Raw genomic sequence first — 22,102 nt, forward strand, 5'->3', positions numbered from 1 at the left:
CCGCATGACGCGTGTCCTGCTGATCTCGGGGAGCACCCGGGACGGCTCCCTGCACACCGCTGCCCTGCGCACCGCGGCCAGCCACGCCGCCGAGGGGATCACCGCGGATCTGTACGCCGGCCTCGCCGCCCTCCCCGCGTTCCTGCCGGGCGACCCGAACCCGCCGTCCGCCGTCACCGCCCTGCGCCGGCAGGTGACCCAGGCCGACGCCCTGCTCGTGAGCACCCCGGAGTACGCCGGATCGCTCCCCGGCAGCCTCAAGAACCTGCTGGACTGGCTCGTCGACGGCGGTGAGCTGCGCGGCAAGGCGGCGGCCTGGCTGTCGGTGGTCGGCCCGGGCGTCGACGACGGCGCCCGGACCTCGCTGGAGTCGGTGCTCGAACACGGCGGCGCGAAGCTGCTGCGCCCGGCCTGCGTGCGGATCCCGCTCGACATGGCCACGATCGGCGCCGACGGCCTGGTCGCCGACCCCCGCCTGCACGTGGCCCTGCAGGACATGGTGGCCGCGCTGGTCCGGTCGCTGATGGCGCACCAGGACCGGCCGCAGCCGTCCTGGCAGGCGCACTCCAGCGTCTACCCGGTGGTGCAGCGGCAGGACGCGCCGAGCTTTCCGCGCGGCGCGCAACTGCCACCGTGGGCCCGCGGGGTCAGCTGATCCGGCTTGCCGCGGATCGGCAGGCCTCGGCGCCGGCGCACTTCGTCATCGCGGCCACGGCGGCCTCCAGTTCGGCGACCCGCGCGGGTGGGAGCGTGCCGGCCAGGTTGCGCATCTGGTGCGGGTCGGTCCGGCGGTCGTAGAACTCCCGGGTGCCGTCGACGTACTGCACCCAGGTGAAGTCGGCGGTCCGCAGCGCGTCGTACGTCGGCGGGATGTTGATGCTGTCCCGCTCGTAGTCCGGGTCGGCCGGGTCGGTGGCCGGATCGCGGTGCTCGATCAGCGCGGCTCTGCGCCACCGCGCCGGGGTCTCGCCGGCGAGCAGCGGCCGGATGCTGCTGCCGTCGGCCTCCGCGGGCGGCTCGGCGCCGGCCAGGTCGGCGAAGGTGGGCCGCAGGTCGGTGTTCTCCACGACCGCCTCGACGGTCTGCCCGGCCCGCACGCCGTGGCCGGCCACCACCAGCGGCACGTTGACGTCGGTGTCGAAGGCGGTCTGCTTGCCGTAGGGCAGGCTGTACTCGCCCAGGTGGTAGCCGTTGTCCGCAGTGAAGATCACGACGGTCCGGTCCGCGACGCCGGTCTTGGTGAGGGTGTCACGCAGCCTGCCGATCATCCGGTCCACCGACTGCACCGACTGGGCCCGCTTGCGGAAGTCGGTGTCGTTGCCGCTCTTCTGTGCGGCCGTCAGCTTCGGGTGGGTGGCGAGCCAGGCCGGCGCGTTCTTCGGCACGGTGTCGTAGGACGGGCCCTTCGGCGCCTTCAGGCCGGGGAAGAGCTTCGCGTCGCGGGGCGCCGGGGTGTACGGGGCGTGCGGCGCGTAGGTCGAGATCTCCAGCATGAACGGCGACGTCGAGGTCGTGATGAAGTCGGCGGCCTTCGCGGAGAGCACGTCGGTGAGGTAGTCGGCCGGCTTCCTGCCGTACTTCTTCACCGTCCCGTTCTCGTTCAGCGCGTAGCCGAAGTTGTCGTACGCGTTGCCGCCCGCGACCCACTCGTCCCAGCCCGGCGGCACGTACGGCCGGCCGCCCGCGAAGCTGGTCGCCGGCAGGTACTCGTTGAGGTACTTCCCGAAGAACCCGGTGCGGTACCCGGCGGCCTGCAGATCGGTCGCGAACGTCGAGGACTCCAGGCCACGGCTGTGGAAGAGCTTGAACCCGCCGTCCGACCCGTGATTCTTGAAGATCCCGGTGTTGTGCGGGAACTGTCCTTTGAAGAGGGACGCCCGCGACGGGCAGCAGAGGGAGTCGGTCACCGTGTAGTTGGTGAACGTCGTCCCCTCCTTCTGCAGCTTCAGGACGTTAGGCATGTACTGCACGAGGTTCTTCGACAGGTCGTCGGTGAGCACCAGGACGATGTTCGGCCGGGCGGCCGCCGACTCGATGGCCTCGGGACTGAGCGACGAGGGGCTGAACGACGAGGAGGAGGGTGCCGGCGCAGCATCAGTGGTGGTGCACGCGGTCAGGGCCAGGAGGGAGACGACCGCGGAGGCGACGCGGCGGGAACGGGACGACACCCCCGGGAGGGTAGTAGGCCGGGACACCAGGTTTGTTTACCTCTCACTGAGATGATCTTTAAGAATCCCTCAACGGAGGCACTGCCGCGCACGAACGGGCGGATAGTCGCATCATGTTCGCGATCGTCGCCGTCAGTGGCCAGCCACGCCCGCGCCGTCCTCGCCGGCTCACTCCGCCGCGCCCCCGGTTGCCGCTGCGCCCGCCGCGCACTCCCCGCCGGAACCCCACCTAGAACTCTCATCGACGGGTATCGTCGCCTGGGTGATTGAGGTCGATCTCGCCGATCCTTCCTTCCAGGCAAACCCCCATCCCGCGTACGCCGAATGGCGCCGGTCCGGGCCGATCCGCCGGACCAGGCTGCCCAGTGGCCTGACCGCGTGGCTGGTCACCCGGTACGACGATGCCCGCAGAGCGCTCGCCGACCCGCGGTTGTCCAAGCAGTCCGCCTTCTCGGTGGGCTCCTCGGCGGCGGCGAACCGGCCGTCCGGCCCGGCCGCGATCCTCTCCCGGCACATGCTCGCCGCCGACCCGCCGGACCACACCCGCCTGCGCCGCCTGGTCTCGGCGGCCTTCACGGCCCGCCGCATCGAGAGCCTGCGCCCGCGGATCGAGGAGATCACCCGTGACCTGCTCGACGCGATCGAGGGGAAGGACCGGGTCGACCTGATCGACACGTTCGCGTTCCCCCTGCCCATCCAGGTCATCTGCGAGCTGCTCGGGGTGCCGGCCGACGACCGGGACGCGTTCCGCGACTGGTCGAACGTGATCGTGGCGGGCTCGCAGTCCGGCGACCGGCTGGAACCGGCGATCCGCGCGATGGTCGGCTACATCCTGGCCCTGATCGCCGAGCGCCGGTCGAGCCCCGGGCCGGACCTGCTCTCCGGCCTGATCCAGGTGCGCGACTCGGAGGACCGGCTGACCGAGGAGGAGCTCTCCTCGATGGTCTTCCTGCTGCTCATCGCGGGACACGAGACCACCGTCAACCTGATCGGGAACGGCAGTTATCTGTTGCTGCGCGACCGGTCGCAGTGGGACCTCCTGCGTACCGGCAAGGAATTGATGCCCTCCGCCATCGAAGAGTTCCTGCGTTATGAGGGACCCGTCGAGACCTCCACGTTCCGGGTCGCCACCGAGGACCTGGAGATCGGCGGGACGGTGATCCGGGCGGGGGAGCCGGTCGTGATCGTGCTGCTCTCGGCCAACCGCGACGAGGACCGTTTCCCGGACGCCGGCACGCTGCGCCTCGACCGGGCCCAGAACCCGCATCTGGCGTTCGGCCACGGCATCCACTACTGCCTCGGCGCGCCGCTCGCCCGGCTGGAGGCGCAGATCGCGTTCACCCAGCTGATGGACCGTCATCCGGACCTGCGGCTGGCGGTTCCGGCCGAGGACCTGCGGTGGCGTCCCGGGTTGCTGCTGCGAGGCCTGCACGAGCTGCCGGTGGTCCTGTAGACCTGGCATGATGGCGCCGTGTCGGTCCCCCATGATCCGTACTACTCACCCACGGCCAAGTTGCCGGTCGTCACGCCGCAGAACTCCAGTCCGCGTCTGAAGATCCTGGGCGCGGTCACGGCGGCGACCGTGGTGATCGTGGCGGTGGCGGTGTGGGCGATCTCCTCCGGCTCGGACGATCCCGAGTCGCCCGCCCTGCCGCTCGCCGCACCCAGCGTTCTGATCACCGAGGACGCACCGGCCGAGGAGGCGCCGTCGACCGCGCCCACGCCGACGCCGTCGACGAAGTCGCCCACGCCGATGCCCACGACGGCCCGCCCGGTCCGCCCGGCTCAGCTGGTCGACCAGCTGAGGATCGTCGTCCGGTCGCTGGAGAAGCGCGGTGAGCTCGACAAGGGTGGCGCGGACGCGCTGAACCGGCGCCTGGAACAGCTGAAGAACCGGCTCCGCAAGGACCCGGAGAAGGCCCCCCGGAAGCTCGAGGAGTTCGTCGACAAGCTCGCCGACCTGCGCGAGGACGAGAAGATCAGCGAGGCGGGATTCCAGGCGCTCGCGGCCGGCGCGACCCAGGTCGGCGCCCTGCTCCCGGCCGGCGACGACGACGATGACGACGACGATTAGCCGGGGACTACTTGTCCGGGGTTGAGAACGGCCTTCATCCGGGCGGGACCGCGCGACAGACTCGATGACATGGATCGAGCTCAACTGGCCGACTTCCTCCGCACCCGCCGCGAGGCCCTCCAGCCGGAGGACGTAGGCCTGCCCCGGGGCGCGCGGCGGCGGACCGGCGGCCTGCGCCGCGAGGAGGTCGCTGCGCTCGCCGGGATGTCGGCCGACTACTACGGCCGGATCGAGCAGCAGCGCGGCCCGGCGCCCTCGGAGCAGATGCTCGCGGCGCTGGCCCGGGCCCTGCACCTGGGTCTGGAGGAGCGGGATCACCTGTTCCGGCTGGGCGGCCATCCGGTGCCGCAGCGGGTGTTCCGGGACGACCACATCAGCCCCGGCGTGATGCGGATCCTGGACCGCCTCGACGACACCCCCGCAATGATCATTTCGCGATACGGCGAGACGCTGCTGCAGACCCGGATGGCGGTGGCTCTGGTCGGCGACGAGACCCGGTTCACCGGCCTGGCCCGCAGCGCCTGGTACCGATGGTTCACCGACCCGGCCTCCCGCCGGATCTATCCCGAGGACCACCATCCGCGGCACTCCCGGATCCTCACGGCGCAGCTGCGGGCCGCCTACGCGCTGGCGCCGGACGGCCGGGCCGGCGAGATCGTCGACGCCCTGCTGGCTGCGAGCCCGGAATTCGCCGCGATCTGGGCCGGCCACGAGGTGGGTCTCGCGTACACGGACCGCAAGATCTTGATCCACCCGGAGCTCGGCGAACTCGATCTGTACTGCCAGAACCTTCACGACCCCGGCCAGATGCAGACGCTGCTGGTCTTCACCGCGGTGCCCGGCTCGGCGAGCCACGAGAAGCTCCAGCTCCTCGCCGCCGTCGCCGCCTAGAAATCCCGCAACCCGTAGAAAGGCACCACCATGCCCGAAATCGCCCTGATCACCGGTGGCAACCGCGGACTCGGCCGGGCCACCGCCCTGGCCCTCATCGAGGCCGGCGTCGAGGTGATCTACACGTACCGTGGCGACCCCGGCGAGAAGATCGACGCGGTCGCGCTGCCGCTCACCGTCGGCGACCTCGGCTCGTACGACGCCTTCGCGGGCGAGCTGCGCCGGGTCCTCGCCGACCGCTTCGGCCGTACCGACTTCGACTTCCTGGTCAACAACGCCGGTGTCGGCTCGGCCGGCTCGATCGCGGAGACGTCGGTCGAGGCGTTCGACGAGATGCTGAACGTGCACTGGCGCGGCATGTTCTTCCTGACCCAGAAGCTGCTTCCGCTGATCGCCGACGGCGGCCGGATCGTCAACCTCTCCACCGGTCTGGCCCGCTTCACCGGCGACGGCGTCTACGCTGCCTACGCGTCGATGAAGGGCGCGGTCGAGGTCTTCACCCGCTATCTGGCGAAGGAGCTCGGCCCGCGCGGCATCACCGCGAACGTGGTGGCGCCCGGCCCGGCCGGCACCGAGTTCGGCGGCGGCGCGCTGCGGGACGACGAGCGGGTGCGGGCGCACATCGGCAGCGTGACCGCGCTGGGCCGGGTGGCCGAGCCCGCCGAGATCGCCGCGGTGATCGCGACGATGCTCGGCGACGGCACCGGCTGGATCACCGGCCAGCGGATCGAGGCGTCCGGCGGGATGCTGCTCTGATCACAGTGGACTAACGGATCCCCAGCTCGGCCATCCGCCGGATCTCGGACACCTGCTCGACCGCCGACTCATTGGCCAATTCGGACAGACGCTCGTCCGATCCGCTTCGCAGGAGGTCGCCGGCCATCTGCTGCGCGCCCTGGTGGTGCTCGGTCATCATGGCGACGAACATCCGGTCGAACTCGGCGCCGGACGCCGCCGTGAGGGCCGCGATCTCCGCGTCGCTCTGCCCGCCCGGCATCGACGAATGATCGTGCGAGGGGTCGGACTCGGGCTGGTTCCGATCCTTCAACCAGGACTTGAAGTAATCGATCTCGAGTTGCTGGGCGGCGCTCATCCGGTCCGCGAGGCGCTTCAGCCCGGTGTTGCTCGCCCGCCCGGGCGCCAGATCCGCCATCACCAGGGCCTGCTCGTGGTGGGCGATCATCATCTGCACGTACGCCACGTCGATCGAGTTGTAGACACTCCCGTCGAGCGCCTTCACCTGATCAGAATCGGACACTGCAGCCGATTCTCCCGGTCGGCCGGGCAGCAGCACCGGTACCGGCGAGGATGAGGCGGAGGGCGCTGCGGCCTCGGGCTTCTCAGTGGATCCGGTGCAGGCCGCGAGCGCGATCCCGGCGGTGGCGAGGACCGTCAGGGTCGCGGTCGCCAGGCTCCTGGTGTGTCGGCGATTCATTGCTTCCTTTTCGGTAAGGGTCCCCAACGCAACATTCGACAGCTATCGTAACGACCGACATCGCTGTCACCGGGGGTGCTCGCGACACGACTCGCGGTGTGTCGCCGGTGGCTCCGTAACCGGAAGGAGCTCCATGAGGCACCCTGCCCCACGAGGGCGGTTCAAGCGCCTGTCCAGTATCGGCGCTGCGGCAGTCCTGCTCAGCTTCCTGGTCGCCGCGCCCGCCAGCGCGGACGTCGCCGACATTCCGGCGGTCGACGAGATCCGCAGCAGTGCCAACCTCAAGCAGATCGCCAACATCCCGAAGCCCGCCCCGTTCGCGGCCGAGAACTCGCTCAACTCGGACTGGGCGTTCCAGGGCAAATACGCGTACGGCGGCAACTACAACGGTTTCACCGTCTACGACATCAAGAACCCGCGCAGCCCGCAGGTCGCCGCCGTGGTGGTCTGTCCCGGCTCGCAGAACGACGTGACGGTCTGGGGAGACCTGCTCTTCCTCTCCACCGACTCGCAGCGGTCCGACGACTCCTGCGCCAGCACCTCGGTTCCGGCCAGCGCGCCGGCCGAGACGCCGCGCTGGGAGGGCATCAAGGTCTTCGACATCAAGGACCCGAAGAACCCCCGGTACATCGCCGCGGTGAAGACCGACTGTGGCTCGCACACCCACACGATCGTGCCGGGCAAGGGCCGCGACAAGTCGGTCTACCTGTACGTGTCGTCCTACAACCTGTCCGGCGTCAGCCTGCCGAACTGCGCGTGGCCGCACGACAAGATCTCGATCGTGAAGGTTCCGCTGAAGACGCCGACGGCAGCGGCCGTCGTCGCCACCCCGGTGCTCTTCCCGGACGGCGGCTTCCCGGGCAGCGCCACCGGCTCCGCGACCAGCGGCTGCCACGACATCACGGCGTACCCGTCGAAGGACATCGCGGCCGGCGCCTGCATGGGTGACGGCGCGCTGTTCGACATCTCGAACCCGGTGGACCCGAAGGTGATCACCACGGTCCGGGACACGGAGAACTTCGCGTTCTGGCACTCGGCCACGTTCAACAACGCCGGCAACAAGGTCGTCTTCACCGACGAGCTCGGCGGCGGCGGCCAGGCCACCTGTAACCCGGTGATCGGCCCGAACCGCGGCGCCGACGCGATCTACGACATCAAGCGCAAGGGCAAGAAGCTCACGCTCGAGTTCCAGAGCTACTTCAAGATCCCGCGGGAGAACGCCGCGACCGAGAACTGCGTGGCGCACAACGGCTCGTTGATCCCGGTCAAGGGCAAGGACATCATGGTCCAGGCCTGGTACCAGGGCGGCATCTCGATCTGGGACTTCACGAACTCGAAGAAGCCCAAGGAGATCGCGTACTGGGAGCGTGGCCCGCTCAGCACCGAGCGTGCCGTGACCGGTGGCTCGTGGTCCGCGTACTGGTACAACGGCTTCATCTACTCGAACGACATCCAGAAGGGCCTGGACGTCCTCGAGGTCAGCGACCGCCGGATCGACAAGGCCGAGCGGGAGCGCACGTGGCTGTTCAACGCGCAGACCCAGGACGACTACCGTCGCTGGTGATGTGCGCTAGCTAGACCGGAGGGGCCGTCCGCCAGGGCGGTCCCTCCGGCTTTCCGGGCCTTCTTCCGCCGGTACATCAGCGCGTCTGCCTCGCGCAGCAGCCCGTCGCCCTCGCCCGGCTCGCCGGTCGCCACGCCGACGCTGGCGCCGACGGCCAGCCAGTGGCCGTCGATCATCATGGGCTCGGCGACCACCACCGCGATCCGCTCGGCGAGCTTGGCGGCCTCGTCCGCGCCGACGCCGGGCAGCAGCACCGCGAACTCGTCGCCGCCCAGTCGCGCGGCCACCTCGCCGGCGCCGAGCAGGCCGGTGAGCCGCTCCGCGACCGCCTGCAGCACCAGGTCGCCGGCGTGATGCCCGTGCTCGTCGTTCACCTGCTTGAAGCCGTCCAGGTCGATCAGCAGCATGCTGACGCTCCCAGCGGCCGACTCCTGGAGCCGGCGGTGCAGCAGCACCCGGTTGGGCAGGCCGGTGAGCGCGTCGTGGGTGGCCTGCCGGCGCAGTTCGTCGTGCAGGGAGCGCAGTTCGCCGAGCAGCCGCTCGTTGTCCCGGAACGCCACCTGCTGCCGGCCCAGCACGAGGGCCGTGATCAGCACGGCGCCCGCCGCGACACCCCAGACCCGGCTGGTCATCTCGCCGCCACTCAGCGACCAGAGCAGCAGCACCTGGGTGGCGATCACCGCGAGGTACGGCAGACGGCTCGACCGCGGGCCGAGTTCGCCGGGCATCCGCTGGGCGAGCAGGCCGGCCTGGAGCTGCTGGAGCCGGACCGCGGCCGTGGTGAGCACGCACGGCGCCAGCTGCACCACGATCATCAGGCCGGGGCCGGGCTCGCCGACCAGCCCGGTGGTGATCGGGGCGGCGAGCGCTGTCCCGGCCACCCCGAGCGCCGCGGCGGCCCCGGCGAAGCGGGTGAACGGCGCGGTGCCGCTCAGGATCAGTTTGAGCACGCCGAACGAGATCAGCAGCATCACGACGGCGGTGGCCGAGGCGGCCCACCGGTCGGTGTCCTGCTTGCCGCCGAGCTCCTCGGCGAGCAGGAAGGACCAGAGGAAGACCGCGATGCCGGTGAGCACCGTGGCGGCGTCGAACCAGAGCCGCAGCCGCTGCCGCCCGACGCCGCCGAGCGGGTGCTGGAGGGTCGCCACCACCACGGTCGCCATGCCGATCACCACGAAGGCGGTCTGCACGAGGCTGATCCGGGTGGTCCCGGGATGCGTGAGTACGAGCAGGCACTGATACAGGTCGCCGACCGCGCAGGAGGCGAAGGCGATCAGCGCCACCCGCCAGAACCGGCGTCCCGGCGCAGTCATCTCCGGATGCCGGGTCAGCCGCCACGCGAAGTACACCATCAGCACGTCGAGCGTCGCCTGCACCACCCAGGACGTGGTAGTGCCGCCCGGCCCGATCAGGAACCACGGCGCCAGCAGCAGGCCGAGCGCCACGAGCGCCAGCAGGACCGGGTCCCTGGCTGCCACTCGCATATGCATGATCGATCGATCGGCGGGCGGGGGACGAAGCTGAGCGATCCTGTCCGAGTACCGCGAGATCTATCCAGATCACGTAGTCGGATCGGGTGACCGTTCCGCGTGCCGCAATCGGACCTTTGCTGACAAATCGGTACTTTCAGCCCATGGCCACGACACACCGCAGCTCCGCGCTCCGGTCGTTGCCTGTTCTGCTGGCGCTCGTTCTGGCCTTCTTCACGGGACCGATCTCTGCCGGTCACCACTCTTGTGGCCCGAGCGCGAACAGCATCTCCGCTTCCGCCGTGGCGGTACACACGGCCCCGGCCGACGCTTCCGACGCGTCCGCCCGCACCCCCGAAGTCCAGCCCGCCGCGCGGGCGATCTCCTGCTCCAGCACCGCGCCGGTGCGCGTTCTCTGCGCACAGACCGTAACCGGCGCCGCCGGTTCCCGGGCTCCGCCCACCGCTTCCGTCTGACCTTTTTCGGACAGCACTCACTGCTGCCCGGGGGTCCACCCATGCCCGGAACCGAAGCGGAACCCACCAGAGCGGACGACTTTCATGAACATCCTCGCCGAGATGCTGCTGACCGAACCGGCCCCGATGGCGATCTGGGCCGCCCTCCTGCTCGCCACCCTGCCGGCCCTCGTTGTGCTGGCCAGCCCGCACAACGTGCGGCATCCGGGACGCGCCCTGATCGACACGGTGGGCTTCCTGCGCCGCCGGGCCGAGCGCCGGGACGAGGAGCGCCGGCAGCGTCTCGAGGAGGCGCTGCACGCGTCCCGCTACGCCGAGGAGATCCAGGTGGCGGCCGATCAGGCGGGGCTCGCGGCGCAGCGCTGGCAGGGCGGCTGGGAGGACGCCTGCGAGCGGGTGGACGCGGCCTGGCGGGAGTGGCAGGCCGCGGACGCGCGCCGGGCCAGGAGCCGGGCCACGGCGGCCTTCGGCACGCCGTACACCGCGAAGACCCCTGCCGAGTACGCCTACCGCGAGCGTTTCCTGCACCGCGCCGTCGAAGAGGCGACCGCCCGCGGCGAACTGCCGGCCGAGGCCCTCGCCGACGCGCTGAGTGGCCGCAACGGCTGGGATGCCCGGCTGCACCCGGCCGACCAGGAGCGGGTGGTGCAGCAGGTCAGCGCGGATTACCTGGCCCGGTTGCACGAGCGTGCCGCCGAGGCCGAGCGGGCGGCCTGGCGGGACGCGGCCCGGGCCCGCCGGAACCGGGACAGCCTGGTTCGGGAGGCAGCGATCGCGGAGGCACGTGCCGCGGCGGTCGAGCACCTGATCCCGGCCGCGGGAGTCACTTCGCGGGAGATCTTCCGGCCCGCCTTCGCCTAGGACAGAACCTGGCGGCGATGGCCGATTTTAATCATCGGATTCGATGCCACGGCGCCCCCTGGGGAGACGCCGTGGCATTCCTCAAGTCGCACATCGCGGAAGTCGATCACTTACAAAGGACTTCCATCGGTGCACGCCTATCGGTAGGCTCTCACGCGGAGATATCGAATTCGCCGTCCTTGGCGGAGTCCACGAAAGCGGTCCACTCCGCTTCCGTGAACATGAGAGCCGGGCCCGCCTGGTCCTTGCTGTCACGGACGGCGATTCCCTTGTCGAGGAATGCAACCTCGACGCAGTTGCTGCCGCCGCTGCCGTTAGAGCGACTGCCCTTCTTCCAGACGGCACCGTCGAGTTGGTGCGCGAGCATACTCGAGCACCTCCCTTCGATAGGAGATTTCTTCGGGAGTGCTACGCGACGAGCAGACTCTCGATCATCTTTATCGTAGTCCGATGATCGAGCGCCTTCGCGCTCATTCGCTCGAACTCCTCCCGGTACCGGGCAACCTCTTCTGGTTGCTCTTCGTAATAGTCTCCCGCAATGCCTTCGAGGTAGACAACATCCAAATGGGTGGTCTCGCGGAACTCCAAAAGCACTGCTGAACCCCCCAGGAACGGGTGTTCCCCGGAGTCGAAGGGCAAGATCTGGAGCGTTACGTTCGGTAATCTAGCGGTGTCGATCAGATGTTGCAGTTGTCCTGCCATGACGTCCTCGCCACCGATGACCCGGCGGAGCACGGATTCGTCGATCAGCGCGGAGAGTTCGAGGGGGCGATCGCTGCCCAGGCGGCTCTGCCGGGTGAGGCGCAGCGCGACACGCCTGTCTATCTGTTGGGGTGTGTCGGAAGAGCGACCGGTCTTGATCAGGGCTCGCATGTATGCCTCGGTCTGCAGCAGGCCGGGCACGATGATCGGCTCCCAGACCCTCATCGACGACGCGGCGGCCTCCAGGCCGACGAAGTTCCCGGGCCTCAGTATGTCTCGGTAGTCGGTCCACCAGGTGCGCTCGCGCGAGAGCCGGGCCAGCTCCACCAGAGCCTCGCGATATCCCTGATCACGGACGTTGTACAAGGTCAGCAGATCGCGGACGTCGCGCGGCGTGACCGCGACCCGTGCCGTCTCGATCCGGGTGACCTTGGCGGCGTGCCACTCGAAGTGCCGGGACACGTCCTGCTGAGTCAGGCCGGCTGCTTCCCGGCACCTTTTGAGCTCTGCCCCCAGTCGGCGGCGTCGTAGCGTCGGACCCTCGATATCGGACACCTGGACTCCCTACCGTCCTGTGAGTTCGATATTACGACCGGTGCGCCCCTCACGATCCCGGTAGCCATTGACGATCATGCCCCAAGATCGGTATCCGGTGTACGGAACCGCAGGGCCTGAATAAGAAGTCTAGTACTTCTTGTATTGACCTTGATGTTGGGTACATGATGCTGCGGACATCGAGTTCTGTCTTCTTTCCTACACATAGAGAAATGATCATTGGAACTGGCGTCTAAGGGGCGTGGCGCAAGTGTTGGCTGACCAGTACTACCTGATCGCGCACGAGGACCGAACAGGCCGGTCCAGACTCCATCCCCGCGCGACCGGCCTCGGATTGGCCGCCGCTCTGCTATCCGAATTGGTTCTCGAAGGCCGTATCGGCGTGGCCGACGGCGAGCTGTTCATCGTCGATCGGCACCCACCGCGCGATGCCCTTTCCCACGATGTCCTGGACCTGCTCAGCGCACAGTCACAGCACACCGATGTGCGTACCTGGCTGGCATTCCTCTCCCAGGACGCCGCACTGCGGGTCGCCGAGCGCCTGATGCGCGTCGGCGCCGTCGAGATGGTCACCCGCCGGCGGATGCTCGGCAGCACCCAGACGCTCTACATGCCCAACACGGCCCGCCAGCGCAACGCCGCGGCCTGGGCATCCACCCGGATCGCCAACATCCTGGTGCGGGGCATGGACCTCAACCTCTCCGACCGGATGCTCGTCGGCCTGGTCGTCGCGACCGGCCTGACCCGCCACGTCATGTACGGGTTCGAGATGTACCCGCACATCTACCACGCCCTGCCCAGCATGATCGCCTCGCTGCCCAACGATCTCCGGGAGATCGTCGAGTGCACCGAGCAGTCGGTGGGCACCGCTCTCGCGGTGGGACGACGGTGAGCCCGGCCGGTCGCCATCAGCGCCGCCGCAACAATGTCGATCAGTGGGCCGGCACCATGCTGATGGATCTCCAGCGCAGCTCCGGCACCGGCCCCGACATCGTCAGCCAGGCGCTGGCGAGCAACCGGCTCGGCGTCTCGTCGGTGGTCTTCTTCGGCGTCGCCGGCGCGGCCCCGCTCACCGTGATCATCGGGGCCATCTCGACGATCTACGCGGTGGTCGGCAACACGGCGGTCCCGCTGGTCTACCTCGTCGTCGCGGGCATCCTCTCGATCTTCACGGTCGGGTTCGTCGCGATGAGCCGGCACATCGTCAACTCCGGCGCCTTCTACGCGTACATCAGTCATGGCCTGGGCCGGGAGCTCGGGGTCGCGGCGGCGTTCGTCGCCCTGGCCGCGTACTCGCTCATGCAGATCGGCCTCTTCGGCCTGTTCGGCGTGGTCGCCTCGGGAATCCTCGAAGCGGTCGGCCTGCAGGCCTCCTGGCTGGCCTGCGCCCTGGTTGCCTGGGCGCTGATCGCGGTGCTCGGCATGCTCTGGGTCGACCTGAGCGGCAAGGTGCTGGGCATCCTGCTGATCGCCGAGATCGCCGTCGTGGTGATCTACGACCTGGTGATGGCGGGCAACCCCGCTGAGGGCTCGGTCAGCTTCGCGGCGCTCGCGCCACAGCAGCTGCTCACCCCCGAGGTGGTGGCCATGATGGTGCTGGCCATCGGCGGCTTCACCGGCTTCGAGGCGACGGTCGTGCTCTCCGAGGAGGCGAAGGACCCGAAGCGGACGATCGCCCGGGCCACCCACCTCTGTGTGATCCTGGCCGGCATCCTCTGCGCCCTCTCGGCGTGGGCCATGTCGGTGGCGGCCGGTCCGACGCAGATCGTCGCGGCGGCCCGCACGGAACAGACCGACCTGGTCTTCACCCTCGTCGCGCCACACGTGCCGGACACCCTGATCACCATCGGCTACCTGCTCTTCATGACCTCGATCTTCGCGGCGCTGCTGGCGTTCCACGCGGCCGTCTCCCGGTACCAGTTCGCCCTCGGACGCGAGCGGGTCCTGCCGGCACGCTGGGGATACGCCCACCCGCGCACCGGAGCGCCGGTCGTCGGCTCGGTCACCCAGAGCATCCTGGCTCTCGGTGTGCTGCTGACGTACGGGATCCTCGGCATCGATCCGCTGGTGCATCTGTTCGCATGGCTGACCGTCGTCGGCGGCCTGGGCGTGCTGATCCTGATGTGGGCCGCCTCCGCCGCGGTGATCGCGTTCTTCGTCCAGCACTCCCGCGGTGAGAACGTCTGGCGCGGCCGGGTCGCTCCGATCACCGCGTTCTTCCTGCTCAGCATCATCCTGCTGGCCACCGTGATCGGCTTCGGCGATCTGCTGCAGGTCGGCAGCGACTCGGTCTTCCACTGGGTCTTCACGGTGGGATACCTGATCTGCGCGGCCATCGGGTTCTGCTGGGCGCTCATCGTGAAACGGAGGCGGCCGGACATCTACGCCGGGATCGGCCGGGGAGCCGACGGCCGGAACGTCATCGACTACGCCGAGCTGGCACGCCCGCACTCGCACTCGCATTCGCAGACCAACGCGCAGCACCCGCACGAGCTCCGCGACCACTCTCCGTCGATCAAGTAGGGAAGATCCATGACGTACGCCATTCAGGAACTAGTGATCCGGCACGTGTCGCCGTTCGACACCGAGGAGATCACCAATCTTGTGGCCGACGCGATGTGGGACGGACCAGTCGCCCGCTGGATGCAACCGGACACGGTGGCCCGCCGGCGCAACACGCCTCGATACTTCGAGATCTTCGTGGAGTACGCCCTGCAGTACGGCGAGGTCTACAGCACCGCCGACGCGGACGACGGCCGGATGAACGGTGTGGCGCTGTGGTTCCCGCTCACCGCGATGATTCCGCCGCCGATGGATTACGAGCGCCGGCTCAAGGAGGCTTCGGACACGGCGTTCGACCGCTGCCAGCAGCTCGACGCGGCACTCGACGAGCACCACCCGCTCGAGCCGCACCACTACCTGGCGTTCATGGCCGTACGCCCCGGCCAGCAAGGCCGGGGCATCGGCAGCGCGTTGCTCGACCGGCACCACGCCCGGCTGGACCGGGCCGGGCTTCCGGCCTATCTCGAGGCCAACGACCCGCGTAATCGCGACCTCTACCTTCGGCACGGATACCAGGTCCGGTCCGTGATCGAGCTACCCGACGGACCCTCCGTCTGGTGCATGTGGAGGGCGCCTATGGCCTGATACCGACTACGCAGCCGTGGGGAACTCGTAGATCCAGAACGACTGCTGGTCCATGCACGAGGCTTGCAGCGTGCCACCGGAGAGCCGGCGCAACATCAGCTGGATCACCTTCGACATGTTGCGACTGTCGTCGTTGAAACGGCAGAAGTCGAGTGCGATGATCCCGTTCCGATCCGTCGCCGTGCGGTACATGGCTTCGACCAATTCCGCGAACGATCGGGTCGACCGGGCGTCCTCAGCGACCGCTACGAATCCGCAGTACCAGATCTTCTTCTGCGCGTAGAGGTCGGGCCATCGGCGTTCGAAGTACTCGGGTGCGATCAACGGCATCGCGTACAGATCATTTGAGTACGTGGACAGGCCGCAGAGTTTGCCGCCGTCGTCCAGGCAGAGGTACTTGTCGACCCGGGGATCGAACATCACCTGGTCGAACTCCGCCCGGTACATCAGGTGGCGCTGCACGGCGAGGGCGCGAACCTCTTTGAAAGCGCCTTCGTACAGTTCCCACGCGGTCTCGTGCATGTCGTCGGTGATCTGGTCGATGACTTTGACAAGCATGGCTGCTCCCTCGCGGGACCGTGCCGAGCGGCCCCGCTCTCGTACTCAAGTCGATCGATAACAGGTGACCACAGAGTACGAAGAGCAATAGGGATACGACAATGCGTGTCCGCCAAAATCATGTGCCAATCCAGTTTGGAGTGATGCCTTTGACTTACCGATCATGCAACTTGCGAAGTTGCAGGTAGTTGCAGAGATCGACTCGTCTGAGTCAGCACCGGCCATTCTCGCCGAGGGTTCTGGAATCGGTTCAGTATTCCGTGGATCAGCCTTTTTGTGGAATGCACCGAGTACTAGCCTCCGCGTTATTCGCACGGTGCGCTCGCCCCTTCGACGGCGGGTTCGGGTCGGTCCGCGGGCCACCGCGGCGAGGTGTGCATCCCCCACTCGCCCTCCGGTGGCCCGCTCTCATTGACATAGTTTGATGTCCATACATAGTCTGCCGAGATCATTGTGGGAGCGCTCCCGCGCATCCCCTCCTCGGCAGGAGCGTCATGTCGCGTCTACCAGGCCTCGCCCTCGCGGTCGCCCTGATCGCCGGCTCACCGGCCATCCCCACCGGCCCCGCAGCGGCCGGCGAGCAAGGCCCTCGCCACGTTGAAAAAGGCTCGGTCCAGGCGGTCGCCGCCATGCAGCCCGGCTGGAACCTCGGCAATACATTCGACGCCACCGGCGACGACGAGACGTCGTGGGGCAACCCCCGGGTCACGCCGGAACTGCTCGGCGACATCCGGGCGCAGGGCTTCAAGAGCATCCGCATCCCGGTCACCTGGGGCCGGCACCAGGGTCCTGCGCCGGACTACACGATCGACCCGGCGTACCTGGCCCGGGTGAAGGAGGTCGTCGACCAGGCGCTCGACGCGGACCTCTACGTGATGGTCGACATCCACCACGACTCCTGGCAGTGGGTGAACGGGACGGGCGACGACGTCCTTCCCCGCTTCAGCGCCATCTGGACGCAGGTGGCCGCCGCGTTCCGGGACACCTCGCCGCGGCTGGTCCTGGAGAGCATCAACGAGCCCCAGTTCACCGGTGGTGACCCGGCGGCGCGGCTCGCGGAGCTGAACACGGCCTTCCACCGGATCGTGCGCGGTTCCGGCGGCGGCAACGCCACCCGGCTGCTCGTCCTGCCGACCCTGCACACCTCGGCCGACCAGGTGCACCTCGACGCCCTCGGCTCGTCGTTCGCCGCACTGAACGACCCGAACCTGATCGCGACGGTGCACTACTACGGGTACTGGCCGTTCAGCGTCAACGTCGCCGGCGGCTACCGCTTCGACGCGACAGCGCAACAGGACCTGCTCGACATGTTCGCCCGGATCCATGCGACGTTCGTGGCCCGCGGCATCCCGGTGATCATCGGGGAGTACGGGCTGCTCGGCTTCGACCGCCACACCGGCACCATCGAGCAGGGCGAGAAGCTGAAATTCTTCGAGCTCTTCGGCGCACAGGCCCGGGCGCGAGGGGTCACGACGATGCTGTGGGACAACGGGCAGCACTTCAGGCGTACCGATGGATCTTGGAATGATCTTGAGCTCTTCCACCAGATCCGCTCCAGCTGGAAGACCCGGTCCGGAACCGCCGCGACCGACCTCGTCTTCGTCCGCCGCTCGGCGCCGATCACCGCGCAGACCATCACCCTCAACCCGAACGGCACCGGCTTCACCCAGATCCGCCTCGGCGCGACGACACTGCGCCGCGGCCCCGACTTCCAGATCTCCGGCGATCAACTCACCCTCACTGCCGCCTTGCTGCGGCGATTGACCCAGACCCAGGGGTACGGGGTGACAGCATCGCTCTCGCTGCGCTTCTCCCGGGGCGTGCCGTGGCGTCTCGACGTCGTAGCCTTCGACCGTCCCGCCCTGACCGCGGCGACCGGCTCCACCTCGTCCTTCGCCGTCCCGGCCACTTTCAACGGCGACCGCCTCGCGACGATGACCGCTGCCTACCCGGACGGCTCCAACGCGGGCCCGCACGGCTGGACGCCCTACAAGGAGTTCGACCGTGCCTTCGCCCCGGACTACGAGGCCGGCGCGATCCGCTTGACTCCGGACTTCTTCGCCGAGGTGGCCGAGGGGACGCCGGTGACCCTGACATTCATCTTCTGGAGCGGGGAGACCGTCACCTATGAGCTACTCCGAACCGGCACCTCGGTGACCGGCACACCCCTCGCCTGACCCCGTTGACACGAGCACATCGTGTGCCGCTGTCGCTTCGGCGTCGGCGTCGGCGGCCCACGGTGCGCTGCTGTCGCTTCGGCGTCGGTGGTCCACGGTGCGCTGCTGTTGTGTCGGCGTCGGCGGTCCACGGTGCGCTGCTGTCGTCTCGGCTCGGCGATGCTGTTGTCTCAGCTCGGCGATGCTGCTGCTCCACGCGGTGTGTTGAGTCGCGGTGCGAACAGGGTCCGCGGGCGCACCGCGTCAACGACGTCACGGGGCGACGAACGCACACGATCGGGCCCGCGCTCGTGGGGCGGTGAGCGCACGCGGCCGGGCCGGCGCTCGTGGGGCGGTGGGCGCACATGGTCGGGCGGTTTGCGGGGCGGTGGGCGCACGCGGGAAGGGTGTGCGTGCGCTTGCCGCCGTCCTGCGGGCGGTCGGCGTACGCGGGTCGCTGGTGTGTGCGTTCGTCGTCGTGCGGAGGTTGGTGTGTGCGTTCACCGCCTTCGGCTGACGGGCCGTCGCGCGGGTGGTTGGGCTTGCGCGGTCGGGCGGCTTGCGGGGCGGTGGGCGCACGCGGGAAGGGTGTGTGTGCGCTTGCCGCCGTCCTGCGGGCGGTCGGCGTACGCGGGTCACTGGTGTGTGCGTTCGCCGTCGTGCGGAGGTTGGTGTGTGCGTTCACCGCCTTCGGCTGACGGGCCGTCGCGCGGGTGGTTGGGCTTGCGCGGTCGGGCGGCTTGCGGGGCGATGAACGCACGCGGTCGGGCCGGCGCTCGTGGGGCGGTGAGCGCGCGCGGTCGGGCCGGCGCTCGTGGGGCGGTGAGCGCGCGCGGTCGGGCCGGCGCTCGTGGGGCGGTGAGCGCACGCGGTATGGCCGGCGCTCGTGGGGCGGTGGGCGCACGCGGGAAGGGTGTGCGTGCGCTTGCCGCCGTCCTGCGGGCGGTCGGCGTACGCGGGTCGCTGGTGTGTGCGTTCGTCGTCGTGCGGAGGCTGGTGTGTGCGTTTATCGCCGTTAAATCGCAGGTGTGTGCGTTCGTTGGCTTTGGCTGAGGGGCGGTGCGCGGGTGGGTGCGGTTGCGTGTTCGGGGCTAGTCGAAGTGGAGGGATGCTGCTGTCAGGCGGGGGTGGCTGAACTGGATGAAGATGTCGTGGCGGCCGGGGTAGGGCGGGATTTCGGCTGCTAACTCGGTCATGGGGTCCAGGCCCGCCGTCGGGGGGACCGGCAAGGTGGCCAGGATCGGGCCGGAGAAGAGGTCGTCCAGGCGGATCGTGATGGTTGCCTCGGGAGCCTCGGGAGCCTCGGGAGCCTCGGGAGCCTCGGGAGCCTTGGGAACCTCGGGAACCTCGGCTGCTGAGATCAGGGCTCGGATCCTGGTCGGCGGGCGGGTCAGGTCCACGTCGTTGAAGACCGCCCAGGCTTGGGGGGTGGTGCTTCGCAGGGCTTCGCCGGGAGTGTTCGGCAGCGGGACCGGGTGGAGGCCGTCGTAGCCGTCGTTGTCGATCAGGGCCAGGCCGGCTCGGGGATTACGCGGGGGGATCCGTTCGGCCTGGACTCGCAGGGTTGTGGTTCGGCGCCAGTCGGTGCTGGAACGGGCCACGGCGATCGTGTGGGTCGCGTCCTCCACCACCCAGCGGGAGCGGGTCACATCCCAGAAGGCCAGGTCGGCCGCGTGCAGGGCGAAGGTGACGGTCGTCGTCTCACCGGGGGAGAGGTGGACCCGCTTGTACCCGCGCAGGCTGCGCAGCGGCTGCTTGGCCCGGGAGCGCTGCTGGCGGGTGTAGAGCTGCACCACCTCGGTGCCGGGACGGGTGCCGGTGTTCGTCACGTCGACGGTCACGGTCACGGTGCCGGACGGGTCGGTGACGGCGGTGTCCAGGCGGAGGTCGCCGTAGTGGAAATCGGTGTAGCCGAGGCCGTGGCCGAACGGGAAGAGCGGCGTGCCACGGAAGTAGAGGTATGTCGCGTCGTTCGCGATGATGTCGTAGTCGAGCAGGTCCGGGAGTTCGCTGTCGTCCGCGTACCAGGTCTGGGTCAGGCGGCCGGTCGGTTCCGACAGTCCGAACAGGACTCCGGCCAGGGCGTTGCCGTGTTCCTGGCCGCCGTGCGAGGACCACAGCACGGCAGGGAGATTCTTCGAAGCCCAACCTATGGCGTACGGGTAACTGCTGCTCAGAACGAGGACCGTGCGCGGATTGGCGGCGTGGACGGCCCGCAGCAGATCGTCCTGGGTGCCGGGGAGATCGAGGTCGCGGCGGTCCGCGGTCTCCCGTCCGGCCACCAGGGGATGGTTGCCGAGGGCGAGCAGCACCACGTCGGCGGCGGCTGCCACGTCGGCGGCCTCGGCCACGCCGTCGACGAGTAGATCGACGGTGAAGACGGTGGCGTCCTCGGGCGTCGTCGCGGTGGTGCGGACCAGGTCGTCGTCGCCGGCGGCCAGGTAGCGGTCGCTCTGCAGGTGGTGGAGGACTACCCCGCCGGGCACCGTCACCAGCTTGAACGTTTCGCGGACCTCCCAGCCGTTCGGGCCGGGGCGGTCGCAGACGAGCGGGTCGTCGCCGTCCGCGCCGAGGAAGAGGCCGGTCGCCACGGAACGCAGCGAGATCGTTTCTTCGCCCCAGTCCAGGATGTCGAACAGGAGCTCATCCGGCAGATCGGGTATATCGGAGGCTCCGGGGATGGTCGCGGGCGTTGAAGCGGGTGAACCGGCGCGAGAGCTGGAGGTCGTTCGTACCATCAACGGGTTTGAAGGAGACGCCTGGAGGAAGCCGGACGCGGAGCGCAAGGCCACGCGATCCAGGCCCTCGGCGAATGTCACGGCATCGGCGCCCAGATGGCGGGCGACCTCGGCGTGCAGGGTCGTGCGGTACGGAGGTGTGCCGCTGTACCAGTCGTCGAAGACCTGGTCGGCGAGGGGGCCGATGACCGCTACCCGGCCGGCGGACGCGGCGTCGAGGGGCAGGATGCCGTCGTTGGTGAGCAGGACGACGCCGGCGCGGGCCGCTTCGAGCGCGAGTTCGCGGTGGGGAGCGCAGTCGATCACCGAGGCGTCGATGTGGCGGTACGGGTCGGCGCTCTCGTTGAATTCGCCGAGACGGACCCGGATCGCCAGGATGTGCCGGGCCGCCGCGTCCACGTGTGACTCGGTGATGAGACCGCGCTCGTGGGCGGCGGTGAAGTGCGCGAGCGTCGCGGGGAGGTCCTCGGTCACGCAGTCGATGCCCGCGCGCAGGGCCGCCGCGAAACCCTCGACGTGGTCGTCGAACCAGTGCTGGTCGCCGGCCAGATTGTGTACCGCCCAGGCGTCGCCGACCACCAGCACGTCGTCGGGCGACCAGGAGCGCAGCGTGTCGTCGATCAGCGGACTGAGATGGGCGGGCCGGCCGTTCACCAGGTTGTAGGACGCCATCACCGCGACCGCCGCGCCGTCGGCGAGGGCCGCGCGGAAGGCGGGGAGTTCGTACTCGTGCAGTACCCGCGGCGGCAGGTTGCTCGAGGTGAGGCAGCGGTCCGTCTCGTTGTTGTAGCCGAGGAAGTGCTTCAGCGTCGGCGCGGTCCGCAACCACAGTGGATGGTCGCCGCGCAGGCCACGTGCGTAGGCGGTGCTCAGCTCGCCGGTCAGCCACGGGTCCTCGGCGAAGCCCTCCTCGTTGCGGCCCCAGCGCGGGTCGCGGAGCAGGTTCACGACCGGCGCCCAGACGTTGAGGCCCACGGCGTCCGGATCGCGGTGGTGCATGGCGCGGACCTCGGTGCCCACCGCCTCACCGACCCGGCGCAGCAGCTCCGGGTTCCAGCTGCTGGCGAGGCCGATCGCCTGGGGGAAAGCGGTGGCGACGCCGAGCCAGGCCACGCCGTGCAGGGCCTCGGTGCCGGTACGGAACGCGCCGACGCCGAGCCGCGGAACGGCGGCCTGGTGCTGGTTGAGCAGGGCGATCTTCTCGTCGAGGGTGAGACGGCCCAGCAGGTCGGAGACGCGGGCGGCGACCTTCTGGTGAGGGTCGCGATAGACGGGGGAATCGGTCACAACGCGTTCCTTCGGGGCTGG

18 protein-coding genes are annotated in these 22,102 nt (G+C 69.1%); 11 read left to right on the plus strand and 7 right to left on the minus strand.

Annotated elements, in window-relative coordinates; all coding sequences use genetic code 11:
- Nucleotides 1-4 precede the first annotated feature (4 nt).
- Nucleotides 5-655: an NADPH-dependent FMN reductase gene (locus tag EP757_RS15285; protein ID WP_127546646.1), complete on the plus strand. Its 651-nt coding sequence runs from the start codon at nucleotides 5-7 to the stop codon at nucleotides 653-655.
- On the opposite strand, the gene EP757_RS15290 is transcribed toward EP757_RS15285, so the two are convergent.
- Nucleotides 648-2,168 (minus strand): sulfatase, encoded by a 1,521-nt coding sequence (locus EP757_RS15290; RefSeq protein ID WP_127546648.1) that lies wholly within the window; start codon nucleotides 2,166-2,168, stop codon nucleotides 648-650. The two genes, EP757_RS15285 and EP757_RS15290, sit on opposite strands and share 8 nt — an antisense overlap.
- A gap of 262 nt (nucleotides 2,169-2,430) precedes the next feature.
- Between EP757_RS15290 and EP757_RS15295 the strand changes: the two genes are divergently transcribed.
- The 4 genes from EP757_RS15295 to EP757_RS15310 all read left to right on the plus strand — a co-directional run bounded on the left by EP757_RS15295 (nucleotide 2,431) and on the right by EP757_RS15310 (nucleotide 5,889).
- Nucleotides 2,431-3,621, plus strand: a complete 1,191-nt coding sequence (locus EP757_RS15295; protein WP_232050519.1) for a cytochrome P450 — start codon at nucleotides 2,431-2,433, stop codon at nucleotides 3,619-3,621.
- Nucleotides 3,622-3,639: 18 nt separating this feature from the next.
- Nucleotides 3,640-4,242 (plus strand): hypothetical protein, encoded by a 603-nt coding sequence (locus tag EP757_RS15300; RefSeq protein ID WP_127546650.1) that lies wholly within the window; start codon nucleotides 3,640-3,642, stop codon nucleotides 4,240-4,242.
- 69 nt (nucleotides 4,243-4,311) lie between these two features.
- Nucleotides 4,312-5,133, plus strand: coding sequence for a helix-turn-helix transcriptional regulator (locus EP757_RS15305; protein WP_127546651.1), 822 nt, complete (start codon nucleotides 4,312-4,314; stop codon nucleotides 5,131-5,133).
- A gap of 30 nt (nucleotides 5,134-5,163) precedes the next feature.
- Nucleotides 5,164-5,889: an SDR family NAD(P)-dependent oxidoreductase gene (locus EP757_RS15310; protein ID WP_127546653.1), complete on the plus strand. Its 726-nt coding sequence runs from the start codon at nucleotides 5,164-5,166 to the stop codon at nucleotides 5,887-5,889.
- 10 nt (nucleotides 5,890-5,899) lie between these two features.
- On the opposite strand, the gene EP757_RS15315 is transcribed toward EP757_RS15310, so the two are convergent.
- A complete protein-coding gene (locus tag EP757_RS15315) occupies nucleotides 5,900-6,568 on the minus strand; it encodes a DUF305 domain-containing protein (protein ID WP_127546654.1) in 669 nt (222 codons plus the stop codon).
- Nucleotides 6,569-6,701: 133 nt separating this feature from the next.
- On the opposite strand from EP757_RS15315, the gene EP757_RS15320 reads away from it, so the two are divergent.
- Nucleotides 6,702-8,132 carry an LVIVD repeat-containing protein gene (locus tag EP757_RS15320; protein WP_127546656.1) on the plus strand — a complete coding sequence of 477 codons (1,431 nt, stop codon included), beginning with the start codon at nucleotides 6,702-6,704 and terminating at the stop codon, nucleotides 8,130-8,132.
- Here the strand turns inward: EP757_RS15320 and EP757_RS15325 are convergent.
- Complete coding sequence (locus EP757_RS15325) at nucleotides 8,117-9,610, minus strand: GGDEF domain-containing protein (RefSeq protein ID WP_127546658.1); 1,494 nt, start codon at nucleotides 9,608-9,610, stop codon at nucleotides 8,117-8,119. The genes EP757_RS15320 and EP757_RS15325 overlap by 16 nt on opposite strands.
- Before the next feature lie 551 nt (nucleotides 9,611-10,161).
- Between EP757_RS15325 and EP757_RS15330 the strand changes: the two genes are divergently transcribed.
- Nucleotides 10,162-10,938, plus strand: a complete 777-nt coding sequence (locus tag EP757_RS15330) for a hypothetical protein (protein WP_127546660.1) — start codon at nucleotides 10,162-10,164, stop codon at nucleotides 10,936-10,938.
- Between the two features lie 151 nt (nucleotides 10,939-11,089).
- Here EP757_RS15330 and EP757_RS15335 read toward each other — a convergent pair whose 3' ends face one another.
- Both EP757_RS15335 and EP757_RS15340 read right to left on the minus strand, forming a co-directional pair.
- Nucleotides 11,090-11,305, minus strand: coding sequence for a DUF397 domain-containing protein (locus tag EP757_RS15335; RefSeq protein ID WP_127546662.1), 216 nt, complete (start codon nucleotides 11,303-11,305; stop codon nucleotides 11,090-11,092).
- 41 nt (nucleotides 11,306-11,346) lie between these two features.
- Nucleotides 11,347-12,195: a helix-turn-helix transcriptional regulator gene (locus EP757_RS15340; RefSeq protein WP_127546664.1), complete on the minus strand. Its 849-nt coding sequence runs from the start codon at nucleotides 12,193-12,195 to the stop codon at nucleotides 11,347-11,349.
- A 250-nt stretch (nucleotides 12,196-12,445) separates the two neighbouring features.
- On the opposite strand from EP757_RS15340, the gene EP757_RS15345 reads away from it, so the two are divergent.
- The 3 genes from EP757_RS15345 to EP757_RS15355 are packed head-to-tail and all read left to right on the plus strand — an operon-like array spanning nucleotide 12,446 to nucleotide 15,342.
- Nucleotides 12,446-13,087, plus strand: coding sequence for a GPP34 family phosphoprotein (locus EP757_RS15345; RefSeq protein WP_174262395.1), 642 nt, complete (start codon nucleotides 12,446-12,448; stop codon nucleotides 13,085-13,087).
- Nucleotides 13,084-14,718 carry an APC family permease gene (locus EP757_RS15350; RefSeq protein ID WP_370457819.1) on the plus strand — a complete coding sequence of 545 codons (1,635 nt, stop codon included), beginning with the start codon at nucleotides 13,084-13,086 and terminating at the stop codon, nucleotides 14,716-14,718. The genes EP757_RS15345 and EP757_RS15350 overlap by 4 nt, the downstream gene beginning before the upstream one ends.
- Nucleotides 14,719-14,727: 9 nt before the next feature.
- Complete coding sequence (locus tag EP757_RS15355) at nucleotides 14,728-15,342, plus strand: N-acetyltransferase (protein ID WP_127546668.1); 615 nt, start codon at nucleotides 14,728-14,730, stop codon at nucleotides 15,340-15,342.
- 6 nt (nucleotides 15,343-15,348) lie between these two features.
- Here the strand turns inward: EP757_RS15355 and EP757_RS15360 are convergent, their stop codons facing one another.
- The gene (locus EP757_RS15360; RefSeq protein WP_127546670.1) at nucleotides 15,349-15,900 is read right to left on the minus strand and encodes a hypothetical protein; all 552 of its coding nucleotides are present in this window, start codon (nucleotides 15,898-15,900) and stop codon (nucleotides 15,349-15,351) included.
- 494 nt (nucleotides 15,901-16,394) lie between these two features.
- On the opposite strand from EP757_RS15360, the gene EP757_RS15365 reads away from it, so the two are divergent.
- On the plus strand, nucleotides 16,395-18,077 hold the full coding sequence (locus EP757_RS15365) for a cellulase family glycosylhydrolase (RefSeq protein WP_127546672.1): 1,683 nt from the start codon (nucleotides 16,395-16,397) through the stop codon (nucleotides 18,075-18,077).
- Nucleotides 18,078-19,147: 1,070 nt separating this feature from the next.
- Here the strand turns inward: EP757_RS15365 and EP757_RS15370 are convergent.
- Nucleotides 19,148-22,081 carry a glycoside hydrolase family 3 protein gene (locus EP757_RS15370; RefSeq protein ID WP_174262396.1) on the minus strand — a complete coding sequence of 978 codons (2,934 nt, stop codon included), beginning with the start codon at nucleotides 22,079-22,081 and terminating at the stop codon, nucleotides 19,148-19,150.
- Between the last annotated feature and the right edge of the window lie 21 nt (nucleotides 22,082-22,102).

Source organism: Actinoplanes sp. OR16, assembly GCF_004001265.1.
In the GTDB taxonomy this organism is placed as follows: Bacteria; Actinomycetota; Actinomycetes; order Mycobacteriales; family Micromonosporaceae; genus Actinoplanes.

Excerpts from the sequence above, each read along its gene's own strand:
- EP757_RS15285 (WP_127546646.1), top strand. The coding sequence starts at position 5 with ATGACGCGTGTCCTGCTGATCTCGGGGAGCACCCGGGACGGCTCCCTG.
- EP757_RS15305 (WP_127546651.1), top strand. The coding sequence starts at position 4,312 with ATGGATCGAGCTCAACTGGCCGACTTCCTCCGCACCCGCCGCGAGGCC.
- EP757_RS15310 (WP_127546653.1), top strand. The coding sequence starts at position 5,164 with ATGCCCGAAATCGCCCTGATCACCGGTGGCAACCGCGGACTCGGCCGG.
- EP757_RS15315 (WP_127546654.1), bottom strand. The coding sequence starts at position 6,568 with ATGAATCGCCGACACACCAGGAGCCTGGCGACCGCGACCCTGACGGTC.
- EP757_RS15320 (WP_127546656.1), top strand. The coding sequence starts at position 6,702 with ATGAGGCACCCTGCCCCACGAGGGCGGTTCAAGCGCCTGTCCAGTATC.
- EP757_RS15330 (WP_127546660.1), top strand. The coding sequence starts at position 10,162 with ATGAACATCCTCGCCGAGATGCTGCTGACCGAACCGGCCCCGATGGCG.
- EP757_RS15335 (WP_127546662.1), bottom strand. The coding sequence starts at position 11,305 with ATGCTCGCGCACCAACTCGACGGTGCCGTCTGGAAGAAGGGCAGTCGC.
- EP757_RS15355 (WP_127546668.1), top strand. The coding sequence starts at position 14,728 with ATGACGTACGCCATTCAGGAACTAGTGATCCGGCACGTGTCGCCGTTC.
- EP757_RS15360 (WP_127546670.1), bottom strand. The coding sequence starts at position 15,900 with ATGCTTGTCAAAGTCATCGACCAGATCACCGACGACATGCACGAGACC.
- EP757_RS15365 (WP_127546672.1), top strand. The coding sequence starts at position 16,395 with ATGTCGCGTCTACCAGGCCTCGCCCTCGCGGTCGCCCTGATCGCCGGC.